The sequence below is a fragment of the Neobacillus drentensis NBRC 102427 genome (genome assembly GCF_001591445.1).
Classification (GTDB): Bacteria; Bacillota; Bacilli; order Bacillales; family Cytobacillaceae; genus Neobacillus; species Neobacillus drentensis.
Map to the genome: position 1 here is coordinate 1 of NZ_BCUX01000011.1, position 22,424 is coordinate 22,424.

Sequence of the window (22,424 nt, forward strand, 5' to 3'; positions counted from 1 at the left end):
CCTTCGCACTCCGCCCTACGATAAGTCAACATCGAATCGCCTCTGGCTCTTCGTATTTCCTTTATCTCAGTTGGAGTGCTCCAGGCCATACGCCGCTGAACAGGGCGCTTGCGCATTTCTTAGTATTGACTTTCGATCAATTGAATCCGCTCATAGAGGTCCTGATTTACGGGTGTTGCTATACCGTATTGATTAGCTAGGTGTAAAACAGTTCCGGCAAACAATTCCACTTCACTGGGGCGTCTGGCCTCGACATCTTGAGCCATCGAGGGTTTTCCGTCTGGACTTAAGGTGGCCAATACACTTAACCAATAGTCTAGATCTGCTTCTGTAAGATGGACCCCTGCTTTTTCAGATAGCTCGATGACCTCTCTCATCGCTCCAATCATCATGTCTCTAGCTTTCCCATCCTGTTGTACCTCTCCATAAGTGCTCTCATAAACAGCTACGGTTTGATTGACCCCTACATTTAACATAAACTTCCCCCATTGTCGTTTCACCATATTCGTATCGATCTCATAGGGAAGTTCGACTTTATCAAAAAATTCCGCTACACCTTTTACCTTGTCTGAAATCAAGTCTGGTTCTTGTTCTCCAAAACAGAGGATTCCCATATGGTCATATGTGAGTTGATTCCCCTCTTTAACGGCATCCATTCCTTGGGCAACACAATATAAAATTTTCTCTTCACCATAAACCTGTCCTATGACACTCTCGCTAGAAATCCCATTTAAGGCAGATAAAATAATGGTCTGTTCACCAACATGGATCTTTACAGCTTGAATGGCATCCTTTAATCCGTTGTATTTCACCGTAAAAATGAGTAAATCAGCTGGCTCACATGGTTCATCAGGTGCCAGATAAGTGAAACTGCATAGTTCACCATTACAATAGACATGTTCTTTTTCATATTTAGTTATTCGTTCCCGGTCCGCAATGATTCTTAAATCTGCTTTTGGCATTTTCTTTGATAAATGATGGCCATAAAGAATTCCTAATGCCCCTAAACCAATAATAGTTACCTTTTTTATCTCCCTCACGATATCTATCCTTTCTTTTTGAAGATGCAAAAATTTTGTTGGTTTTCTTACAATTTTTACTATGTAAACCTGCTCAAAAACAATTTTACTACTAGTGTGTTCATAATAAAATATAAAAACTCTGTTGATAGTTTTCCAACAGAGTTTTAAACATGCTCAAAATCGTGATATTATATTCCACCACCATCATCATGGATGGTACTGTTTTCCTTGCGGATGGTTGCTGAAAGGCTTAACGCTCCTACTGTTGCAATCAATGTACTAACAATGATAATAATATTATAAATATTAATTTCCACTAAGAGATTGATGAGAATATAAGAAATAACAAGCGAAGCTAAGGGAGAAATTAGCCAAACTTTTAGAATTCTTTGAATCACCGATTTTTGCCAAATGCCAAACCCTTTTTGTGAGGCACCCACACCTAAAATTCCACAGGTCGTTACTTGGGTCAGCGGAATTGGCAAACCAAACAGGGATGCGACAATTACGAGGGTTCCGCCCGTAAAGGAAACTGCGCTTCCTTCAAGTAAGGACAACTTGGTAATTTTCTTACCATTCGTTTCAAGCACCCTGCCCCCTAATAAAATGGCACCAATTGAAACGAATAAACCGCCAATCCAGATTCCTTTCGTCGTGGAAATCATCCCGGCACCAACTAGCGGACCAACGGCGTTTGCAACATTATTCATCCCAGCCGAAAAAGCTTCTAAACAGCCCCCCACGACAAGTAATACGGCCAGCCACTTTTTCCATTTCCCATTCTTCGTCAAAGCAACCCATCGTTTCTCAGCCCTAGAAATTATTTTTCCAAGGAAAAAAGTAATGAAAAAAGAGACAATCGGAACTAACACCCAAAATAAAACAATCACCAACAGATTATTTAGGTACAAACTTTTAAAAGCAATCCCTGCTCCAACAATCGATCCAACAGTAACCTCACTTGTCGATAAGGGAATTCCTAATATATTTGCAATAAACAATGTCAATGTAGCTCCGGCAAGGATCAGGACGACTAATTTTATAGTTAGGAGATTGGAAGGAATAATCCCCTCGCCAATAGTTTTCACAACCTCTCCACCACCAATTACAGCCCCTAGGAAAGCTGCCAAGGCCACTAACACCATTGCCAAGCGCTTACTCTTAATTGCATCTGCACCATAGGCCGATCCCATCGATGCTGCCGTCCCACTTGCTCCAATATTCATGGCGAAGAAGAAAGCAATGATAAAAGCAATAGACGTCCAAACCATATATAATCTCTCCTTATGTAACCTCTCTATTAAGCTGGTAAACACTCATCCAATGTTTCAGCCCTTAATTCATACTATTCAGGTAGGAATAATTTAGTATGTTGTTTATTATACATTTCCAGTTGCGAATAATCAATCAATTATTTCAAATGTCTTTGAATTTTCTAAAAATTATTTTCAAATGGTTCATAAATTCGCCTCGGCTTATTTTTAAGACATAAAAAAAGAGTCCGAAGACTCTTTTTTTCGAAGTTTATTTTTTTCTAGCTCAATCGATTAAAGTGATACTGTCTTAGGAGAGGTCATTAATGCAAATCCTTCGTACCCATTTTCTGCGATTTCAGTACACTTTTGGCGATAAGCACCGACTCCGCCTAAATAAATTAAGAATCCGCGTGGCTTACCTGGGATATTCGCACCAGTATACCATGAATCCGTTTTCGTAAAGAGCGTCGATTCAGCTACTTCTCTGCAATGCTTACTCCAAGCTTCTTCCGCCTCTACATTCGCCTCAATTGTTTCAAGTCCATGTTCACGCATATACTCGATACAATCAGAAATCCATTCTACATGCTGCTCAATCGAGACAGGCATGTTACTAAGGACAGAAGGACTTTCGGGACCAGTAATCATGAACATGTTTGGAAAGCCAGCGTTGGCGATGCCAAGGTAAGTCCTGGTCTGTGCTCCCCCTGCCCATTTTTCCTTCAATGACACTCCGTCTTTACCACGAATATCGATCTTAAGTAACGGTCCCGTCATGCCATCATATCCAGTCGCAAAAACAATCGTGTCCAGGTCATACTCCGCCTCCGTGGTCCGGAGCCCTTGTGGAGTAATCTCCTCAATAGCTGCCTTCTTCACATCGACCAAAGTGACGTTTTCTCGGTTATACGTTTCATAATAGTTAGTGTCAATGATTGGCCGTTTAGTGCCATAAAAATAGCTTGGTAAAAGATTTTGGGACACCTTAGGGTCTTTTACAATTTCACGGATTTTGGTGCGGACAAATTCAGCAACCGTTTCATTAGCTGCTTCATTGATCGTCACGTCATAATAGGCGGTGAAAAGTCCTAATCCACCTTTCTCCCATGCTTCTTCATATACCCGCTTGCGCTCCTGCGGTGAAACCTCCAGTGCTGACTTAGTTGGTGGTATCACTGGCTGGCCGCCTTGGGATTCACGCATTTGACGTTTAATCTCGCTGAAATTTTCTTTAGCCTGCCGGATATACTCCGGGTCGTACGGATGATTTCTCGCCGGCGCGCAATACTGTGGGGTTCGTTGGAAAACGGTTAAGTGCTCGGCCTCTTGCGCTATGACTGGAATGGCTTGCACGCCAGTCGAACCAGTCCCAATAATCCCGACCCGCTTTCCCTTGAAATCAACCTTTTCGTGTGGCCAGTGCCCCGTGTGGAACCACTCGCCCTTGAAATGATTAATTCCTTTAAAGTTTGGTACGTTGGAAGCAGAAAGACAGCCAACTCCTGTGATGAAGTACTTCGCTGATACACTCGTCCCATCGTTTAAATAGACATGCCATTTATTATTCTCTTCATTATAATGTGCAGCTGTAACCCGAGTCTTAAACTGGATGTCACGACGTAGATCAAACTTTGTTGCCACGAAATTTAGGTAACTTAGTATCTCTGGTTGCTCAGGATATCGAGAAGTCCAGGTCCATTCCTTATAGAGTTCTTCTGAAAAAGTGTAATTATAATAGATGCTTTCCGAGTCGCAGCGTGCTCCGGGATAACGATTCCAATACCATGTACCCCCGACGCCTTCTCCCGCCTCGAAAACACGGACAGAGAAACCAGCCTCCCGAAGACGATGGAGGGTATACAACCCTGAAAAACCTGCCCCAATAACAATAGCGTCGTAGTTGGCAACCTGATTTGACTGTTTAGTAGATTTCAACAATATCCCTACCTCCCGCATCTAAAATAATTGTTAAACCCTGCCGACCTTTTGGTCAACCTCACTTAAAAACTTAGCGAATCTAGAAATTGATGCCTTGATCCGCTCTGGAAATACTGCCATATTTGTAAAATAACCATGAACTAAACCTGATTCGATTATCGTTTCAACCCTGACCCCTGCTTCTTTAAGACGCCCCGCATAAGCTAAACCCTCATCTCTCAGAACATCATTTTCTGCGGTAATAACGCAGGCTGGTGGTAGATTACTTAAATCCTCTGCTAATAATGGCGCTACATACTTATTCTTTGAATCCTCATCATTATTAATATAATAATTGCCAAACCATTTCATTAAATCTCTATCAAGGCCAAACCCTTGTTGAAACTCTTCATATGATTTAGTGTCATATCCCAGGGCCGTTACGGGATAAATGAGAACCTGGGATGCGATGTCAGGTCCATTTTGTTCCTTTGCGATTATCGATACGACGGCGGATAGATTTCCACCCGCACTGTCACCGCCAACCGCCAAATTGGAAGCGTTTCCATTTATTGCCGCAGCATTTTCACTTACCCACTTTAATGCCGCGTAGGAATCCTCAACAGGGATTGGGAACTTATATTCAGGTGAAAGTCTATAATCAATAGAGACCACTACTCTTCCTGTTCGATTAGCAATCATTCTGCAGCTTGGATCTGCCGTCTCAAGATCCCCAATTACCCAGCCGCCGCCATGGTAATAGACAAACAAAGGAAATGGTCCTTGACCCTCCGGTGTATAAATTCTCACCTTTATCTCGGCATCATCGGCGACAGGAATCAATCTGTCCTCCACCTTCGCAAGCGATGCCAGCTCTACCTCTACAGGAGGGGCTAATGCAAACATTTCTCTTACTGTTTGTGCGTCTAATGATTGGATTAATGGCATCTGGCTGAACATTTCTAAATAAGCTTTTGCTTGCGGGTCTAAATTGGCCAAAAAACATCTTCCTTTCCTAATTGGGAATTTTATAACTTTTAATGAAAAGATTTTCCTAAAAGTCTATCTTAAGATTACAATTTTTTGTATAATTTGAATATTCCCAATTTTAGACGTGCTATATCCCTATAAAGGAGATGATAATATGACATCTCAGTATACTTTACAGCATAGAATACAAAATTTAGAGGAAGCAACATGCCATGAAGAAAGATTATATAAAATTCTGGATGTTTTCATGGACTTCTATCCCGTTACGAATGCTTATTTATTTAGATATTCTCCTTTAGGGTTTCTTGGTGAGGGAATCATCTCATTATCACCTGCAGGAATGGTACATATTGGGGATATCCGGGATGATATCCGCTCACTGCCGATCATTTCTTCAGCGATTAATGAAAAGAAAGCGAAGTATTGTTCAGGCATTGAGTATCTAAAGCAAACAAGTAGTAAATACATAACTTCTTCGGGTGTAAATTCACTTGTCGTTGTTCCTATTTGTTACCGGTCGGTTATTATTGGATATATTTGCTCCAATGAGTTTGTGAGAGAGGTTGCGATTGATGAAAAACTGCTTTCCTCATTAACCCTTTATGGCAAAGAAGTTGGAATGTTTTTTGAGAAATTCGATAATGTGGAGGACCCACAAAATTTAAGTAAGCGGGAACTAGAAGTAATGAGAAGAATTGCTTGGGGGGAAAGCATAAAGGAAATGGCAGATTCAATGCAAATTAGTGAATTAACGGTGAAACAATATGTGAAAACGGCTATTAAAAAGCTCGGCGTCCAGAATCGCTCCCATGCGATTGGCGAACTTTTCCGGAGAGGAATTATTACGTAGTTTTGTGAAAGCGCTTTATTTCTTTATATATCCTCGGAGCAATTAGCACCCATTTTGGGTGCTTATCTTGTTCTTTACCTCTTATAAAAGTGCACCTGCCACATTATAACTGCTCAGATCTATTTCTGTTTGCCTTCCTATTACATGTTTTGCCAGTTCCCTACCAAGATAAGGCCCACTCGTTAACCCTGATGCCCCTAAACCATTGGCTACATAGATTCCTTCGAATTGCGGCAACGCCCCAATCACAGGCAAAAAACCTGGGGTATACGGCCGAAAGCCAACTCTTGTTTCAAGTAATTTACATGTTGATAAACCAGGTGCTACATCAAGTGCTTTGCATAATATTTCATGGATTCCACCTGCGGTTACTCTAGTGTCAAATCCAGCGTCATTTTCATGGGTCGAACCCACGACGACGCGGCCATTTTCAAAGGTCAGAATGTAATGATTTTGAGGCGGAATCACCACCGGCCACCGGCTTGTATCCGTTTCAGGTAATTCCAGATGAATGATTTGCGCTTTTTGAGGTTTGACTAAAAACTCAACACCTAATGGTTGTAAAAGCTCTTTAGACCATGCCCCTGCGGTCACAATGACCAAATCTGCAAAAAAGGTTGAATCATCAATCTTCATGCCAATTACTTTGTTTCCCTCCATGACGAGTGACGCGTCCCCTTTCCTGAATGTAACACTGTACTTGATGGAGGCGCGAATTAATGACTCTCGCAATGCCCTTCCATTTACCCGTGCTCCTCCACTAACATAAACAGACCCATATACCTCAGATAACGGAGGAAAAAGCTGTTTGGTTTCAGATGGTGATAGAATTGCAATCTCACCAATTTCCGGGGCATCCTCGTGCCGTTTTCTCGCTCTTTCCGCCATTTGTTCGAGTTTATTCTGTTCTGTATGAAGACTGATGGCCCCAACCCGTTGATAGCCAGTATCTTTTTCGCCATCAGCTTCTAATTGAGCAATTAATTCCGTGTAGTAACGAGCACCGCCTTTAGCTAACTGATACCAAGCTTTGTTGCGCCGCTGTGAGAGCCATGGACAAACAATCCCTGCCGCAGCATCCGTTGCCTGTCCGGGATCCATACGATCAACTAATATTACCTCAGCACCAAATTTGGCAAGGTGATAAGCGGTTGAAGCACCTAGAATTCCTGCTCCGATTACGATTATTTTTTGCATAAAACACCTATTTCATTATTTTTAAAAAAAGGATTTGATAATTTCTTGTTCATTCTTGCATTCGGTACAAATATATTCTATCTCTAAAGCATCTTCACGTACCATGTGTTCTGTTTCTTTGCCACACTTATCACAATATAGATTTTTTGGGAATTCAATCATATCCAACATCACTCACTTTTCTATATAATGTTTAACCAACCATCAAGAATAATATCCCCGATGATAATGAAATGAACCAAAAACGGGTAAATTATCAATGAGCAATTTTTATTGCTCAAAAAACTTCGTCGGGAGTGATGTATCATGGCTAGAAACAAACTATTGGTTCCTGGAGCAGATAATGCTTTAGATCAAATGAAAGAAGAGATTGCCAACGAGTTTGGAGTTCAACTTGGTGCTGATACGACCGCACGAGCAAATGGTTCAGTCGGGGGCGAAATGACCAAACGTCTAGTTGCTTATGCTGAACAAACCCTCAGAAATCATCAAAATCAATAACCGGTGATTTCAGTCAGAGGCTGTCCCAAAGTATTTTGGGACAGCCTTTTTCTCTTTAGTGTATACAAACACCTTTATTTTAAGTTTAAATAGAGAAAAGGGCAGTGAAGGAGGCACACATGAAGTCAAAAACAGCAATTGTTACAGGATCTTCGAGCGGATTTGGCATGTTAACTGCGATTGAACTGGCATTGAAAGGATTTACAGTTATTGCAACGATGAGAGAGGTAAACAGAGCAAAGCCGTTATTAGAGCTTGCAAAAGAGAAACAGGTAGAAGATTTCATCCATGTCGTGCCGCTTGATGTGACGTCACAGGATTCCATTCGTCTTTTTCAAACCTTGTTGGCGGAATATCCCGCTATAGATGTGTTGGTAAACAATGCAGGCTTTGCACTGGGAGGTTTTAGCGAAGAGCTATCAGTAGAGGCTTATCGAAGTCAATTTGAAACTAACTTTTTCGGGTTGATTGCTATCACCCAAGCAGTCCTGCCATCAATGCGGGCAAAGAAACAAGGCAGGATTATCAATATGAGCAGTATCAGCGGAAGATTTGGATTCCCCGGTTTATCTGCCTATGTTGCATCCAAATACGCTCTTGAGGGATATAGCGAAAGTTTACGATTGGAGCTCAAACCCTTTGGGATTGATGTTTCCTTAATTGAACCTGGCTCCTATCAAACCAATATTTGGGCCAGCGTTGATGGAATGGAGGTCAATGGTGAGTCTCCATACTCATCCTATATGGAAAACATTCTAAAAGAACTTGAAGGTGGCAAAGCTGGACATGGCAATCCAATTGAAGTTGCCAAACTGGCTGCACGAATTGCTTCGCAACCAAAAACACCCGAACTTAGGTATCCAATCGGGGCTGGTGTAAAGAATATGCTGACACTTAAAAGTTTTCTGCCCTGGAAGCTTTTAGAATCCATCATCATTAAAAAGCTAAAACCTTAATTGTTACCGGCATCAATGATAACAAGCGTATTTTTTCGAGAAGCTTGTTTATCACGAATTCTTGTAAGTCTTTTCTCTTTTTCTTTTTCGTAGAAATAATGAACAAGGAAGAAAGAAAGGACGCCAAGGATAATTCCGAATATAGTCATTCCAATTAACACATGGACTCCTCCATGAAGGAGGCTGACAATGCCATGAAAATCACCCTGCAGTAGTCCCTCAACCGAAAATGGTGTCTTATGCCCGATTTGTCCATTAAATGGATAAATGATTTTACCGATTTTCTTTGCTAAAGGTAAGAGGAGAACTGGAAGAAAGGAAAGTTTTCCAATGACATTTCCGATGATTGCAGCAGGCAAGGAACCTTTAGACATTCGTACCATTGGTAAAAACACAATATAAATAAGGGATGCCGAAGAAAGTACCACCATCTCTAAACCAAAGCCAATTGCGAATCCCAACGATACTTTTTTGGCTCCACCTGGAGAACGCAACAGTTTGATAAAGTTCAGTTTAAAAGCTCGTCCAATTCGTTGAAAAGTATTGTGTTTTCTATGTTTTAAGTTCATTGGAATACTTCCTTTTTCAACAGATTTTCATCAACCTGATTCCAAGTAAATCAAGGCTTCGGTTCAATATTACTATTACCATTATCATAACACTAAAAACATCTTAATTATGATTTAAATTGTGAACTGTAAGCGAATTTACAATTTACCAAGGGTAAATTTTCCTCCTGTCCGATGGGACTTCCTTTTAAAATTTGAATGATTCTTATTATTCCTTATTTAATAAAAATAAGCCGTGAAAAGGTGGGAAAAATCACCCTTCACGGCCAAATATTATTGGAAAATCCGATCGATAGCATCGATCTCATTTGCAGTCAAATGAACGGTTAATGTTTTAAGATTATCGAGCACCTGCTCTGCCCGCTTTGCACCTGGAATGATTACGTCAATAGATTTTCGTGATAAATACCAAGCAAGGACAACTTGAGCCACTTCCGCACCCTTTGCCAACGCAATGCTGCGAACCTGTTCAATTTTTTCTAAGTTATGTTCAAAGACACCTTCTTGGAATTGTGGTCTATTCCGATTCTTTTCACTAAGGTGCGATTCTTTAGTATATTTACCCGTTAAAAACCCAGAAGCAAGCGGATAAAATGGGACAAATGAAATCTGCTTTTCGATAGCGTACGGAAATAATTCTTTCTCAGCTCCGCGGCTTAATAAGTTGTACTCACCTTGAAATACATCAACATAACCATCAACATTAGCTTCCTTTAATTGATCAATCGAAAAATTAGATACTCCGATGGCTCTAATTTTCCCTTCATCCTTCAATTGTTTTAATGTCCCAACTGCTTCGGACTTTGGGGTATTTTTGTCAGGAAAATGAATATAAAATAAATCTATGTAGTCGGTTTGAAGACGAGTTAAACTCTCTTCGACTGCTTGTCTTAAAAAAGCAGGTGAATTATCTAGGACCATTTCATTGCCAATCAATTTATGCGCTGCTTTTGAAGCGATGATAACATCTGAACGATTTCCACGTTCTTTAACAACTTCCCCAATGATTTCTTCAGATCGTCCCAGACCATAGACATAGGCTGTATCTAAAAAATTGATCCCATTAGCAAGTCCTGATCGTACTAATTCCCTTCCCGCTTCTTCATCAAGGTTTGGAAAGAGATTATGTCCGCCAACAGCATTGGTTCCTAAACCAATCGGATGCACAAATAAATCAGTTTTTCCGATTCGAGTACGTTTTTCCATTTTCCATTCATCTCCTTTTTCTACATCAATGATATCAAATGGTTGAATGATAAAACAAAGTTAATGCTCTACTCTTCTTTAAGCAAAAGAGCCAATTCAGAATCAGTGTATCGATCTTTAATCCCCGGTTTGTTTTGAAGATAAGTGAAGATTTCATCATCAAGGTAGTCTTTACTTAATCCCTTTATAATTGTTTTTAAATAGGCATGGGAAGGCTTGTTCCATTCTACATCATTGATATCCCATGGGGCTGTAAATGTATATATTGGAAAGCCCCCTTCTTCTCCTAAAAATAATATATTCCCATACCAAGAATAGCGTTGGAATACTTTTGAACCTTTCCGATTGACCTCTTTTAAATCAATTTCAAAATCAATACCATTATTCTCCTGTTTAACAACATCTAAAAACTGCTCGACCGTAATTAGATATTTTTTGCTGTAGGTCCTGTTTTCTTTGTCTTCGTGCAAACCGATAAAGGCTACTCCTTGGGCTTCCCATCTGGCTGCTTCTTTAGCAAAGTAAAGTGGCCGGTCTATTGTAAAAGTTGACTCATCCACTGGAAGAGTAGCATCCTTACAGCCTATCTCAACTTGGGAGGAACCCTCAGGTTGACCGCCTTTTATATAACATAGGAATCGGTCGGCATTAATATTGGAACCATAACTTGCATACCACACAAATTGTTGGTTTTCATTCATTAATTTTCACCCTTTTTCTCACTTTTTCCATTATTTTCTTTTTATTGTAACACTACTTGGATTACACGTCTTGGCATTTTTCCAATCTTCTCCTTTTAGTGGAAGGTTGAAAAATCCTTTCAGCGGCAACCATAGAAAAATAACGAAGGCGTTAAAGGAGGAAAAGATGAAGGTAACCGATGTACTTGTTCATTGTTTAGAAAACGAAGGTGTGGAATACGTGTTTGGAATTGTCGGGAAGGAAACACTTGATCTGGCTGATTCGCTATCCAAATCATCACAAATTCAATATGTGAATGTCAGGCACGAGCAAGGGGCTGCTTTTATGGCCGATGTTTATGGTAGATTGGCAAAAAAGGTTGGCGTCTGTTTATCAACACTTGGCCCTGGAGCTACCAATTTGTTAACTGGAATTGCCAGTGCCCAGCTCGATCATTCACCAGTGGTGGCATTAATTGGTCAAGCAGGTGTGGAACGTCATCATCCCGAATCACATCAATATATAGATATTACAAAAATGTTTGAGCCAACCACAAAATGGAGCACTCAAATCAAAGATTCCGAGACTGTCCCTGCTATTATTCGGAAAGCTTTCAGAGTGGCAAAAATGGAGAAGCCTGGTGCGGTCGCTATTACTTTACCCGAGAACTTTGCTGCTCAAATGATTCCTGGAAAGCCTTTACCGGTAAAATCTATGCCTGAAAGTGTCCCAGTTAATGAGGCACTCGAAGCAGCAACCAATCTTATAAAAAGACACCTGAAACCATTTATTATCATCGGAAACGGTATCATTAGGCAGGACGCAGTTCCAGAGGTGCTGACATTTATCGATACCATTCAATCTCCGGTTACCCACAGTTTTATGGCAAAAGGTGTGCTTCCAAAGGAACATCCGTTGAATTTCTTTACGTTTGGATTTAATGAAAACGATGAAGTTTTACCAGGCATGGCGGAAGCAGATTTACTGATTGTCATTGGCTTCGACTTTGTCGAGAAACTGCCAAAAGATTGGAATCAAAAGAAACTTCCGGTATTACATATTGATACCTTACCTGCCGAAATCAATGAATATTATCCAATCGAAGTTGAACTGGTCGGGAACATTAAAAAGACACTCCAAATCCTTAATCAATTAGAGCTACCAACGAAATCCTGGGTACCTTCCGGGGGTCTTAAGGAGCACATAAAGACCGCTTATCAAATCGATCAGGACCAAGTTAACACCCACTCTCAGTCCTTTACGATTGAGAATATCTTACATTGCATTGAAACGCTAACACTTGAAAATACGATTGTAATATCTGATGTCGGGTCCCATAAAGTTTCAATCGCGCGGACCTATCAGCCGAGAATGCCAAACCGGTTAATCATCTCTAACGGTCTCGCTTCAATGGGAATTTCCATACCTGGTGCCATAGGTGCAAAATTGGCCTGCCCTAAAGACCCTGTTATTTGTATTACTGGTGATGGTGGTGCCCTTATGAATTTTTCCGAACTAGAGACCGCCAAACGCCTAGGGCTTTCTTTTATCGTTATTGTTTCAAATGACTCCATGTTAAAACTTGAGGTACAGCAAATGAACAAAAAGTTTGGCGATAACTTCGGCGTCACCTTCAAGAACCCCGATTTTGTACAATTGGCGGGTAGTTTTGGAATTATAGGAAAGCGAGCGAGCAATCTGTTTGAATTCGAAAACATCCTTAAAGAATCGTTGAAGTCTGTGGAGGAAATCGTCTTAATCGACGTTGCCATGCAAAATTGACTGGAAGATCCCCACTAGAATAAGAAAATAGGATCTGCTCCTAACACAGGAGTGATTTGGAGGATTACCAGGTAAAAGCCTTATTTAACCTTTTAAAAATAACTAAAACGATATCAATCCAAATCCAGCTATAAATGCACGCAAATAAAAAAATACTACCTGTTGTTAAAAAGGAGAAAGAGGTCGAAATAGTTGGTCCCAAGAGTGGGAATTTAAAAACATTTAATAGGATTATTATACCGATCGTTAAAAATGCGGCCCCAGTAACGATGATGCTTATTCTCTTCTTAAAAAAATAGAAAGCGGCACCAGTACCCAGCCCTAACAAACCAGTTGTAAAGGGGAAGACAATTAATTCACCTGGCTGAAGAATTAGCAGCAATAGATTGGTAAGGAAATAGGCCATCACGCCAAGCGGAAGGGAGAGCATGGAACAGAAAAGAATCGGTGCTGTCGCAAAGGGGCTGATAAAATAACCTAAAACTGGTAAAAAACCACCTGCAGCTTGGAGAACTGCTGCAATACATGCAAATAATGCACAGAATACCAGCCGTTTGGTTTTTGAATTTTTCTTGAAATCCGCATGTATGGATTTAACATTCTCTGAAATTGTCATTAAAAAATACATCAGTTCCACCTCGGTCCTCGTATTTTCTACATTACAATATATTTGCCAGGTATAAGTGGTGGAACTGATGCGTTAATGAAATTTAGAAATGACACGCCTAAATCTTATTTTTTTCTAAGAATCTCTGAAATGGTAATAAACTAGTAGTTTGATAACTTCCTAATTATCTCTTCTGTTACTTCTTCTGTGGTATGTATTCCTCCAAGGTCCGGTGTTAAAATACCCGCACTTGTGACGCTTTCGATTGCAGCTAGTAATAAATTTCCGAGTTCTTCTTCTCCAAAATGGTCCAACATCATTTTGGCCGTCCAAATTTGACCAAGCGGATTTGCGATGCCTTTTCCGATAATATCAGGTGCAGAACCATGAACAGGTTCAAACATCGACGGATATTTTCCATTCACATTAATATTGGCGGCTGGTGCAACCCCGATACTTCCCATAATGGCAGCACCTAAATCAGTTAGAATATCGCCAAAAAGATTACTAGCCACAATTACATCGAATTTTTCGGGATGGGTAATAAAGAAGGCTGATAAGGCATCAATGTGCTGTGAATCTGTATCCACAGTTGTGTAATCTTTTGATACGTCTTTAAAAACCTCATCCCAGAAAGGCATTGAGTAGACGATTCCATTTGACTTCGTAGCACTCGTTACATGCTTTTTGCGTTTTAATGCCAATTCAAAAGCATAGCGCATCGCACGTTCTGTTGCTTTTCTCGAGAAAATATTATTTTGTATAGCCAATTCGTCTTCGCCTTGATAGATTCTTCCGCCAACTGAACTATATTCTCCTTCACTATTTTCTCTAACGACTATTAAATCAAAGTCCTTTGGATTTATTAAAGGAGATGTTACTCCTTTTAGTACTTTCGCTGGCCTAATATTAATAACCTGTTCAAATTCTCGTCTAATTTTAATCAGAAGACCCCAAAGTGAAACATGATCTGGAACAAGCTTAGCATTACCAACAGCCCCAAGAAAAATGCTGTCAAAATCTTTTAGTCTTTCTAGTCCATCTTCAGCCATCATCGCACCATTTTCCAAATAATATTCACAACCATACGGAAAATTGGTGAAGTCAAACTTCATGCCGCCATGGATATTTGCGATTGTCTCCAACACTTTAATTGCTGCTGGAACCACTTCATTTCCTATTCCATCCCCAGGAATAGAGGCAATTTTTATATTCTTCATCTTTCTACCACCTTTACTTAACATTTTTTAAGATAAACTTTTAAAAAAAGTAGCCTATCGCACTATGCTTTAGGCCATTTTTTAACTTTCGTAGAAACTCACCCTTCTTTTAGTAGCGATTTTTGCAAGCTAAAAATTTCACTTTGAATGCTTGGGAAATCTGCAATTTCTGGAACACTTTTTACAGAAGTCGAACGTTTTCGAAGAGTAGCATTGGCCATCATTTCAAAAATATACAGCAATTGGGAATGTGTTTCTTCCGAAAGATTTGGACGTTTTCTGATCTTTGAACAATTTTCTAATAAATACCCTAAATTTTCAATGGAGAAAATAACGGGCCAGTAGTAGTCTATTACTTTTTGATTAACCGGGATCTCCCCTGAAGCGGTTGTATATAGCGTAATTAAATTAATGATATTCGTGTGCATTTTCTTAAGTTCTCTACTCTCAGAAGCAATAAAGCCTTCTCCTTGATCAGAAAAGAGGATGAACAAAAATTGTGCCTGACTTCGAATCGTTTTTGTGATTAAATGGGGCAGCCGACTAGAGGCCGACTGTCTCCCTACTAACCATACACCAATTAGACCAATACTTATACCGATTATGACATCGATTAATCTGGCTGAGGCAAAATAAGCAAAACTAAACTTCGCTTGACTCGTGCTTTCTGCCATAAGTAACGCATTCGGAGTAAAGAATAGGGCCGCTAATCCATAATTTTTTACGATAAACAGCTCAGTGATAAATGTTAATAATAAGATAAAAAAAGCAATTATGTAGCCAGCAGGGTGCATTGCCAGAATCAAACTAGCAATTAAGATACCCAAAATGGTACCAAATCCTCTTTGAATCGCCCGATGATAGGTGGCAACAATCGTTGAGCCAGATAAAACAGCGACACAGGATAGTGGCACCCAATAGGAACGTACAAATCCAAAATGAAAGGCAATAATCGCAGCAATGATTGTAATAACACCGAAACGTATCGCCGTAATAAAAACAATTGAATTTTTATCAAAAGCACCCATAAAAATCGATTTAAGGGAAGGTTTAGAAATTCGAATCGTTTGATTTATTTTGGATGTTGGTTCATTCATAATAGCATCCGCATCATAAACGATTGTAAATAACTTTGCAACCTTTTCATCCATCTCGGAAGGCTGAATAATTTTTTCAGAAAAACTTTCTCCCTTTATCTTCTGGTCGAGTGAATGAGCCATTTTCCGGACAGTCTTGCCTAATTCTAGGGGGATTTTAGCATGACTATCTGAAAAATTTTCAAGGACATACAAAAATAGTTGATTTGCATGATCCTTTAAGACGAATAAACGATTAAATAGATCTGTTGGTCGCCAAGGGATGTAACCCGCAGCCAGTGTTTCTTCCGCTTCTTTTAAAACGGACATAACGCGATGTCGCGACTCATTAAATTTTTTCGTCCCAACGGAATCAAGAAACACTGCCAATTCCAAGTAAACTCTTTGGACGACCCCTGTTTCCGGGCCATGTGGATTGAAGAACCAGCCAAACATTGCAATAATCCACGAAAGTGTTCCACCAAGAAAAACAAGACCGGCGCGTAACGGGGCAAGCTCTGGTTGAGCAGGCATCCCTGTTGTCATTGCAAAAACTAACACAAAAAAGATGGCGGAGGGTCCCGCTATTCGTAAGGCTCCAAAAATAAATAAAGCAACAGCACCAATGATCCCCATTAAAAGGGCAATAGCCAGCGGGTAAGGAGCAGCAAGTGTACCTAATACTGTGACCAAACATATGCCAAGGATAACAAATAATAGCTTTTTTGCCCTTAGAGCATAGGGAATATTAAATACATAAAGATAGGTAAAGCCCCCCATCCCGGCTAACAACCCATATTCTATGTTGCCAAATAATAATCCAATCATAACAGGAAGAGCTGCTGCAATACCTGCACAAAATGCTTTTAGCCAGGGAAAGGGTTTCTTATTAACTGCAATCGCTTGTTTCATAATCGTTAAGACTCTAGGGTTAGATGCTCCTGATTTACGGCTTTCAACCATGCAATCGCTTCTTTCCAAAAGTAGTAGCTCACTTGCAGAGTTCCCGCCTTGTTCAGGCAAGCTCTAAGGCGATTTCCATCATTTGAGTGAAAGCATTTTGCCTTTCCTCAGGTGACGTTTGTTCATTCCTTAAAATATGATCACTTACCGTTAAAATGGTTAACGCATTAACCCCGGCATATGCTGCATTCATATAAAGTCCCGCAGTCTCCATTTCTACACAAAGAATCCCCATTTTACGCCACTTTTCAATTGCAGTAGCGTCCGCATTGTAAAAAATATCACTCGAAAGAACATTTCCGACATGGACAGGAAGTCCTTTTTCATCTGCTCCTTTTTTTGCTCTTTCCAACAATGAAAACGAGGCAATATTGGAATACTCTCCAGGGAGGTTGTATTGATGAACATAGCGGGAGTCCGTCGATGCTCCCATTGCCAGAACAATATCATACAAATTCATCTGGTCTTGGATAGCACCGCAAGTTCCGATCCGAATCAAATTTTTTACTCCAAAAACATGAATCAGCTCCCAGGAATAGAGACTCATGCTTGGCATTCCCATGCCTGTACCCATTACCGATATTTGTTTTCCTTGGTAAGATCCTGTGAATCCAAACATATTTCGAACTGAATTAAATTGGACCGGGTTGTCTAAATAGGTCTCAGCGATAAACTTTGCCCGTAACGGATCTCCAGGCAATAAAATTGTTTCGGCAATTTCTACCCCATTTGGCTTAATATGCGGTGTTTCTTTCTGTTCAACGTTACTCATCTTAATCACTCCTTAAAAAGTCATGTATCAAAGGTATTTTCCCTTATATTGACCTTTTCATTCATCAAAAAAGGCAACTACATCTGTTCCATGCAGTTGCCTTTCCCCACTAGTTATAGTTCTTGACGCCCCATTTGGCTTTTGCTTCAATTCTGCGGCGATGCAAAATTGGCTCGGTGTATCCGTTGGGCTGATCATAGCCTTTAAAGACCAAGTCGCACGCTGCTTGAAAGGCAACAGATTGATCGTAATCGACAGCCATTGGGCGATAAGACGAATCTCCTTCATTTTGACGGTCGACCACTTTCGCCATTCTCTTTAAAGTTTCCAATACTTGTTCCCGGGTACAAATCCCATGGTGGAGCCAATTGGCGATATGCTGACTCGAAATCCTTAGCGTCGCACGGTCCTCCATCAAGCCCACATGATTAATATCCGGTACTTTCGAACATCCAACACCCATATCAACCCAACGAACCACATATCCAAGGATACCCTGGGCATTGTTATCCAGCTCCTGCTGAATTTCCTCCGCCGACCAGTCGGTATTTTCGGCTACAGGGATTGTTAAAATTTGATCCCTTAAATCCTGGATATCCTTAGCTAACTCCTCCTGCACCTTTGTAACATCTAATTGATGATAATGAAGCGCGTGCAGGGTAGCAGCCGTTGGCGAAGGAACCCATGCCGTTGTACCGCCAGCTTGCAAATGACCGATTTTTTGCTTAAGCATTTCGGCCATTAGATCAGGCATTGCCCACATCCCTTTACCAATCTGGGCACGACCTTTTAGACCAGCGGAAAGCCCGACAAACACATTTGATTTTTCATAGCTTTGGAGCCAAGTTGAAAACTTCATTTCATTTTTGCGAATCACCGCACCGATTTCCATAGACGTATGGATCTCATCCCCTGTTCGGTCCAAGAAACCTGTATTAATGAATACGATACGTTCCTTAACCTCACGTATGCAATTCTTCAGATTCAAAGACGTCCGGCGCTCTTCGTCCATGACACCAATCTTTAGCGTATTTCGCTCAAGTCCCAGCATATCTTCGACGCGATTAAACGTTTCGTTAGCAAATGCTGCTTCCTTAGACCCATGCATCTTCGGCTTAACAATATAAATAGAGCCCTTTGAAGAATTCTGATATTTTCCATTCGCCAGAAGAGAATGTTTAGCTATCAAACTAGTTAGAACTGTATCCATTAACCCTTCAGGTACCTCATTTCCATCCTTATCAAGAATTGCATGACTCTTCATTAGATGTCCGACAATTCGGATAAACATGAGAGATCGTCCTTTTAAGGTAATCTCACCACCTGAAGGGGCAGCATATCGTCTGTCAGTCTGGAGAGCTCGCGTGATCGTCTTTCCATTCTTCGTAAAAGCAGCCGTCAGGTCCCCCTTCATCAAACCGAGCCAATTGGAATAAACAAGCACCTTATCCTCAGCATCCACAGCGGCAACGGAATCCTCACAGTCCATAATCGTAGTCAAGGCCGACTCTATGAAAATATCTTTAACGCCCGCCAAATCTGTTTTACCAATTGGATGGCTGCGGTCAATTTGAATTTCAAAATAATTCCCGTTATTTTTCATCAAAATGGCGGAAGGCTCTTCAGGATTCCCTTGATATCCAATTAATTTGGATCCATCCTCAAGTTCTCCCTTAGCGCCGTTACGAAGTAAAACTACCAATTTTCCATTCAAAACCTGATATTTGACAGCATCCTGATGAGAAGATTGTTTAAGAGGTACTGCTTGATCAAGAAATTCCCTTCCATAGGCAATGACTTTTTCCCCACGTTTTGGATTATAGGCGCCTGTTCGCTTTGCATCATTGTCTTCACTAATCGCATCCGTTCCATATAACGCATCATAAAGGCTTCCCCAACGTGCATTGGCTGCATTTAGGGCATAACGGGCATTATCGACTGGAACGACGAGCTGCGGCCCTGCTTTTAAGGCTACCTCTTCATCAACATTGTCCGTGCTAATCTGAAAATGGGCTGCTTCCGGTTCTAAATAACCAATTTCCTTTAAAAATGATTGATAATTTTCAAAGTTGAAGGTTTTATTTATCCGATGCCAGGCATTGATTTGTTGCTGAATATCATCCCTATGAGCTAGCAGTGTATTATTTTTCGGAGTTAAATCGTCTAAAAGTGTCTCGAAATCAGCCCAAAACTTCTGTCGGTCTAAGCCAGTCCCAGGCAGTGCATCCTCGTTAATAAAATGATAAAGTACATCCACTACTTGAAGATTACCGATTTTTACATAGTTTGACATCCTTCAATTCCCCCTTATGTAGCTTAAACTTTTACACCCATGAAAACCTACTAATCTCCGAACCTCTTACACCTGCATACCGTAATTGGTTGGTCAATGACACCATTTTTTATAAATATAAAGCGCTTCCTTTATTATACAATAATTAACACGAGAAAAAACCTTGCAGTTTGCAAAGTTACATTTAAAATCTTATAAAAATATAGGCAGCATCTGCTGCCAATAGAATTCATCCCATCAAAAAAATTACTCTGCCGAAAGAATTCTAATTTCATTTTCCGCCTCAACCATCCTGCCAAATTTATAGCCTTCAATAAGTACATGACGCTCATGTTCACTTAGTCGACGCTTCCATTTCGTTTCTAAAAAATAGATGACTTCGTTATAGTAAATTTCCGGGTATTCAAACGGTTTATTCATAAATAAGTCTCCTTCCTTATTTTAATCGCCCTCTATTTATCAGTCTTGACAAAATGCAGAGAAAATAAAAATAGGATTTTTATGAACAAATTTAGCAATCAACTTAATTTGAATGAATTTAGGACAAGCACCCTTCTAGCTACCCTGTTTATCTTCGCCTTGGCATGCTATGACATCCTTTCAAAATATAATTATGCACACCCGCCAATCGGAGTTCCCAGTGTCCAATTAAAAAAACTGCCCCAAGTAAATTCTTGGGACAGCCTTTGTATGTTTATGTATCGTTCTCGTCACCTAAGCTAGTTAAATAATAAGTTACTAACTCCGAATATCCCTTAATTTCTTCTTTCCCCTTTTCTGTTATCACATAAGTACCTCGTTTGATTCTTTCAAACCAACCATAATAGTTTTTTGTAAGAATCGATGAAGTATTTTTTCCTGATCCTAATTGAATTAACATCCTCGGGGCTAATGGACCTAATTTTTCAAGATAACAGGCAATTTGGATACAATTTTCTTTATATGCCGTCATGATTTTCGTCCGATTACTCCCGCCAATATTATAATCCGCACTACGGCCATTAATTTCCTTCAGAATAGTATCGCGCTTACGTTTGTTTTTCCTGCGCTGAAAGGGAGTGGGCTCAAAAATAATTTCAGCACTTCCCCTTTTCCCCGGGCTTGAAACAACGATTAAACCAAGCTCCAGCCTGCGAATTAAATGGAATTTATCCGTCCATTGTTTCGAATTCAAACGATGCTTAGGTTTCGGAATCGCCACATAAACGTTATCCGTAATCCGCTGCCGTTTGGCCGCTTGTATCAATAAATCAACAGTTAAGTTAAGCTTTAATTCGATGACAACTAACTCCTCATCTTTGACTGCAACAATATCACAGTCTTTTACTTCACCGTAAACCTCATATCCTTCTCGGACAAAATAGGTCTGAATGGGTTTATATAAATCTATCTCTAGGAGCTTTTTTGTTTCCTTCATGCGGTATCACCATCCCAATGCAAACCCTATAGAATCGAATCATCCTACCATCTGAATGGAACTTTCAGACGGAAGTGCAACAATCACCCAAAATTACTTAATGTCCTGTTTTTCCCAATATTCATTAATCATTTTTTGAAAAATTTCATTCAAACTTTTCTTTTTTTGTTTTTTTAGCCATTCTATTTGATTTATTGGCAGATTTAGTTTGATACTAACATCCTCATTAGGCATTTCGACTTTTCTTATTTCGTCTATTGTAATGCCATCTTCGATATTCGGAAACCAAGAATCATTTTCGCTTACCCGATCGAAATCAGCGTATTCTTGGACATCATCGAGGTCACTGAATAAATTAAGTTGTGGCAATCCGCCAGAGAGAATTTTTACATGCATAATCGAATGGATGATTCTACCATCTTCTAATTCTATCTCGACAATTAGGTTGTCTATCGTCTTATATTTCTTTACTACAACCTCACTGACAATCAGATCCAATTCTAAGGTAAAGCCCGAACTTGATTCAAAGATGTAGATAGCGTTTCTAAAAACATGGATACTCTCACCATCGATTGTGACTGATTTTACAACTGCCATAACCCTTTCCTCCATACATCTGTTTCAACTATAATCGTGCTTCTTTTTATCCTGTAATTGAAGTATTTCACTCTTTTAATTTACCATAGAAATGGTGAGACAGTTGTATTTTTCATTAAACTTTTACTCCACAATAATTTTAAGGACTATAGGGAATATTAGAAGAGGCTAAATAACAAAAAGAGGTGGACGAGACATTGAATCAAGATAATACAATTGATCCGAACCAGTTGCCTAAATTCAATAGTCATGAAGAAGCAAGAGAATGGTTTAAGGGGCAATTTGGTGATAGCTTTTTATTGAGAATGACAGATATGAAAGATGGAAGAAGAGTAAATTTCTATCATCTCGTAAAGGATCCTGAGGTGTACAAGCCCTACATGGAGAGCTTTGCCAGCGTAGTTCAGCATGAAATCACCAACATGGAAGTCTTTAAAAGCTATACTACTATCGAGATTGATGAAAATGGAAATGTTGAAATTAAGGACTAATTAGTTCGAGTCTGGTCTCTGGAGCGTTTAATCAAAAAGTTTGGCAAACCAAAAGGCTGCT

At 40.0% G+C, this 22,424-nt stretch carries 21 protein-coding genes; 5 read left to right on the top strand and 16 right to left on the bottom strand.

Translation table 11 applies throughout. From position 1 onward, the window contains the following. Positions 1–119: 119 nt before the first annotated feature. The 4 genes from BDR01S_RS06540 to lipP1 form a co-directional block, all read right to left on the bottom strand. On the bottom strand, positions 120–1,040 hold the full coding sequence (locus tag BDR01S_RS06540; RefSeq protein WP_066255177.1) for a ketopantoate reductase family protein: 921 nt from the start codon (positions 1,038–1,040) through the stop codon (positions 120–122). 170 nt (positions 1,041–1,210) lie between these two features. After that, positions 1,211–2,293 carry a sulfate permease gene (gene cysP, locus BDR01S_RS06545; RefSeq protein WP_066255180.1) on the bottom strand — a complete coding sequence of 361 codons (1,083 nt, stop codon included), beginning with the start codon at positions 2,291–2,293 and terminating at the stop codon, positions 1,211–1,213. A gap of 276 nt (positions 2,294–2,569) precedes the next feature. Then, a complete protein-coding gene (locus BDR01S_RS06550) occupies positions 2,570–4,216 on the bottom strand; it encodes a flavin-containing monooxygenase (protein WP_280513217.1) in 1,647 nt (548 codons plus the stop codon). A gap of 30 nt (positions 4,217–4,246) precedes the next feature. Beyond that, complete coding sequence (gene lipP1, locus BDR01S_RS06555) at positions 4,247–5,194, bottom strand: LipP1 family hormone-sensitive lipase (protein ID WP_066255186.1); 948 nt, start codon at positions 5,192–5,194, stop codon at positions 4,247–4,249. 145 nt (positions 5,195–5,339) lie between these two features. On the opposite strand from lipP1, the gene BDR01S_RS06560 reads away from it, so the two are divergent. After that, positions 5,340–6,035, top strand: coding sequence for a response regulator transcription factor (locus BDR01S_RS06560; protein WP_066255189.1), 696 nt, complete (start codon positions 5,340–5,342; stop codon positions 6,033–6,035). Between the two features lie 81 nt (positions 6,036–6,116). Here BDR01S_RS06560 and BDR01S_RS06565 read toward each other — a convergent pair whose 3' ends face one another. Next, positions 6,117–7,232: an NAD(P)/FAD-dependent oxidoreductase gene (locus tag BDR01S_RS06565; RefSeq protein ID WP_066255191.1), complete on the bottom strand. Its 1,116-nt coding sequence runs from the start codon at positions 7,230–7,232 to the stop codon at positions 6,117–6,119. A gap of 306 nt (positions 7,233–7,538) precedes the next feature. Here BDR01S_RS06565 and BDR01S_RS06570 point away from each other — a divergent pair, with 306 nt between their 5' ends. Continuing rightward, positions 7,539–7,733 carry an alpha/beta-type small acid-soluble spore protein gene (locus BDR01S_RS06570; protein WP_026567533.1) on the top strand — a complete coding sequence of 65 codons (195 nt, stop codon included), beginning with the start codon at positions 7,539–7,541 and terminating at the stop codon, positions 7,731–7,733. A gap of 119 nt (positions 7,734–7,852) precedes the next feature. After that, entirely contained in the window at positions 7,853–8,689 is an 837-nt protein-coding gene (locus BDR01S_RS06575) for an SDR family oxidoreductase (RefSeq protein ID WP_066255194.1), read from the top strand. On the opposite strand, the gene BDR01S_RS06580 is transcribed toward BDR01S_RS06575, so the two are convergent. From BDR01S_RS06580 to BDR01S_RS06590, 3 genes are all read right to left on the bottom strand, one after another. Beyond that, positions 8,686–9,258: a DUF2062 domain-containing protein gene (locus BDR01S_RS06580; RefSeq protein WP_066255196.1), complete on the bottom strand. Its 573-nt coding sequence runs from the start codon at positions 9,256–9,258 to the stop codon at positions 8,686–8,688. The two genes, BDR01S_RS06575 and BDR01S_RS06580, sit on opposite strands and share 4 nt — an antisense overlap. A gap of 273 nt (positions 9,259–9,531) precedes the next feature. Then, the gene (locus BDR01S_RS06585) at positions 9,532–10,464 is read right to left on the bottom strand and encodes an aldo/keto reductase (RefSeq protein ID WP_066255199.1); all 933 of its coding nucleotides are present in this window, start codon (positions 10,462–10,464) and stop codon (positions 9,532–9,534) included. Positions 10,465–10,532: 68 nt separating this feature from the next. Then, positions 10,533–11,165 carry a hypothetical protein gene (locus BDR01S_RS06590; RefSeq protein ID WP_066255202.1) on the bottom strand — a complete coding sequence of 211 codons (633 nt, stop codon included), beginning with the start codon at positions 11,163–11,165 and terminating at the stop codon, positions 10,533–10,535. A gap of 166 nt (positions 11,166–11,331) precedes the next feature. On the opposite strand from BDR01S_RS06590, the gene BDR01S_RS06595 reads away from it, so the two are divergent. Next, positions 11,332–12,927, top strand: coding sequence for an acetolactate synthase large subunit (locus BDR01S_RS06595; protein ID WP_066255205.1), 1,596 nt, complete (start codon positions 11,332–11,334; stop codon positions 12,925–12,927). A 64-nt stretch (positions 12,928–12,991) separates the two neighbouring features. Here the strand turns inward: BDR01S_RS06595 and BDR01S_RS06600 are convergent, their stop codons facing one another. The 8 genes from BDR01S_RS06600 to BDR01S_RS06630 all read right to left on the bottom strand — a co-directional run bounded on the left by BDR01S_RS06600 (position 12,992) and on the right by BDR01S_RS06630 (position 21,872). After that, entirely contained in the window at positions 12,992–13,555 is a 564-nt protein-coding gene (locus BDR01S_RS06600; protein ID WP_066255207.1) for a hypothetical protein, read from the bottom strand. A gap of 140 nt (positions 13,556–13,695) precedes the next feature. Then, on the bottom strand, positions 13,696–14,754 hold the full coding sequence (locus BDR01S_RS06605) for a tartrate dehydrogenase (protein ID WP_066255212.1): 1,059 nt from the start codon (positions 14,752–14,754) through the stop codon (positions 13,696–13,698). 98 nt (positions 14,755–14,852) lie between these two features. Next, on the bottom strand, positions 14,853–16,793 hold the full coding sequence (locus BDR01S_RS06610) for an FUSC family protein (protein ID WP_066255214.1): 1,941 nt from the start codon (positions 16,791–16,793) through the stop codon (positions 14,853–14,855). A 52-nt stretch (positions 16,794–16,845) separates the two neighbouring features. Next, entirely contained in the window at positions 16,846–17,565 is a 720-nt protein-coding gene (gene deoD / locus BDR01S_RS06615; protein ID WP_066255218.1) for a purine-nucleoside phosphorylase, read from the bottom strand. A gap of 109 nt (positions 17,566–17,674) precedes the next feature. After that, the gene (locus BDR01S_RS06620) at positions 17,675–19,858 is read right to left on the bottom strand and encodes a malate synthase G (protein WP_066255221.1); all 2,184 of its coding nucleotides are present in this window, start codon (positions 19,856–19,858) and stop codon (positions 17,675–17,677) included. 246 nt (positions 19,859–20,104) lie between these two features. Continuing rightward, the gene (locus tag BDR01S_RS25245; RefSeq protein ID WP_157406114.1) at positions 20,105–20,278 is read right to left on the bottom strand and encodes a hypothetical protein; all 174 of its coding nucleotides are present in this window, start codon (positions 20,276–20,278) and stop codon (positions 20,105–20,107) included. A 274-nt stretch (positions 20,279–20,552) separates the two neighbouring features. Continuing rightward, entirely contained in the window at positions 20,553–21,275 is a 723-nt protein-coding gene (locus BDR01S_RS06625) for a DUF2161 domain-containing phosphodiesterase (protein WP_066255223.1), read from the bottom strand. A 93-nt stretch (positions 21,276–21,368) separates the two neighbouring features. Continuing rightward, positions 21,369–21,872: a hypothetical protein gene (locus BDR01S_RS06630; protein ID WP_066255226.1), complete on the bottom strand. Its 504-nt coding sequence runs from the start codon at positions 21,870–21,872 to the stop codon at positions 21,369–21,371. Positions 21,873–22,069: 197 nt separating this feature from the next. Between BDR01S_RS06630 and BDR01S_RS06635 the strand changes: the two genes are divergently transcribed. Then, complete coding sequence (locus BDR01S_RS06635) at positions 22,070–22,363, top strand: hypothetical protein (RefSeq protein WP_066255227.1); 294 nt, start codon at positions 22,070–22,072, stop codon at positions 22,361–22,363. The last annotated feature ends 61 nt before the right edge of the window (positions 22,364–22,424 follow it).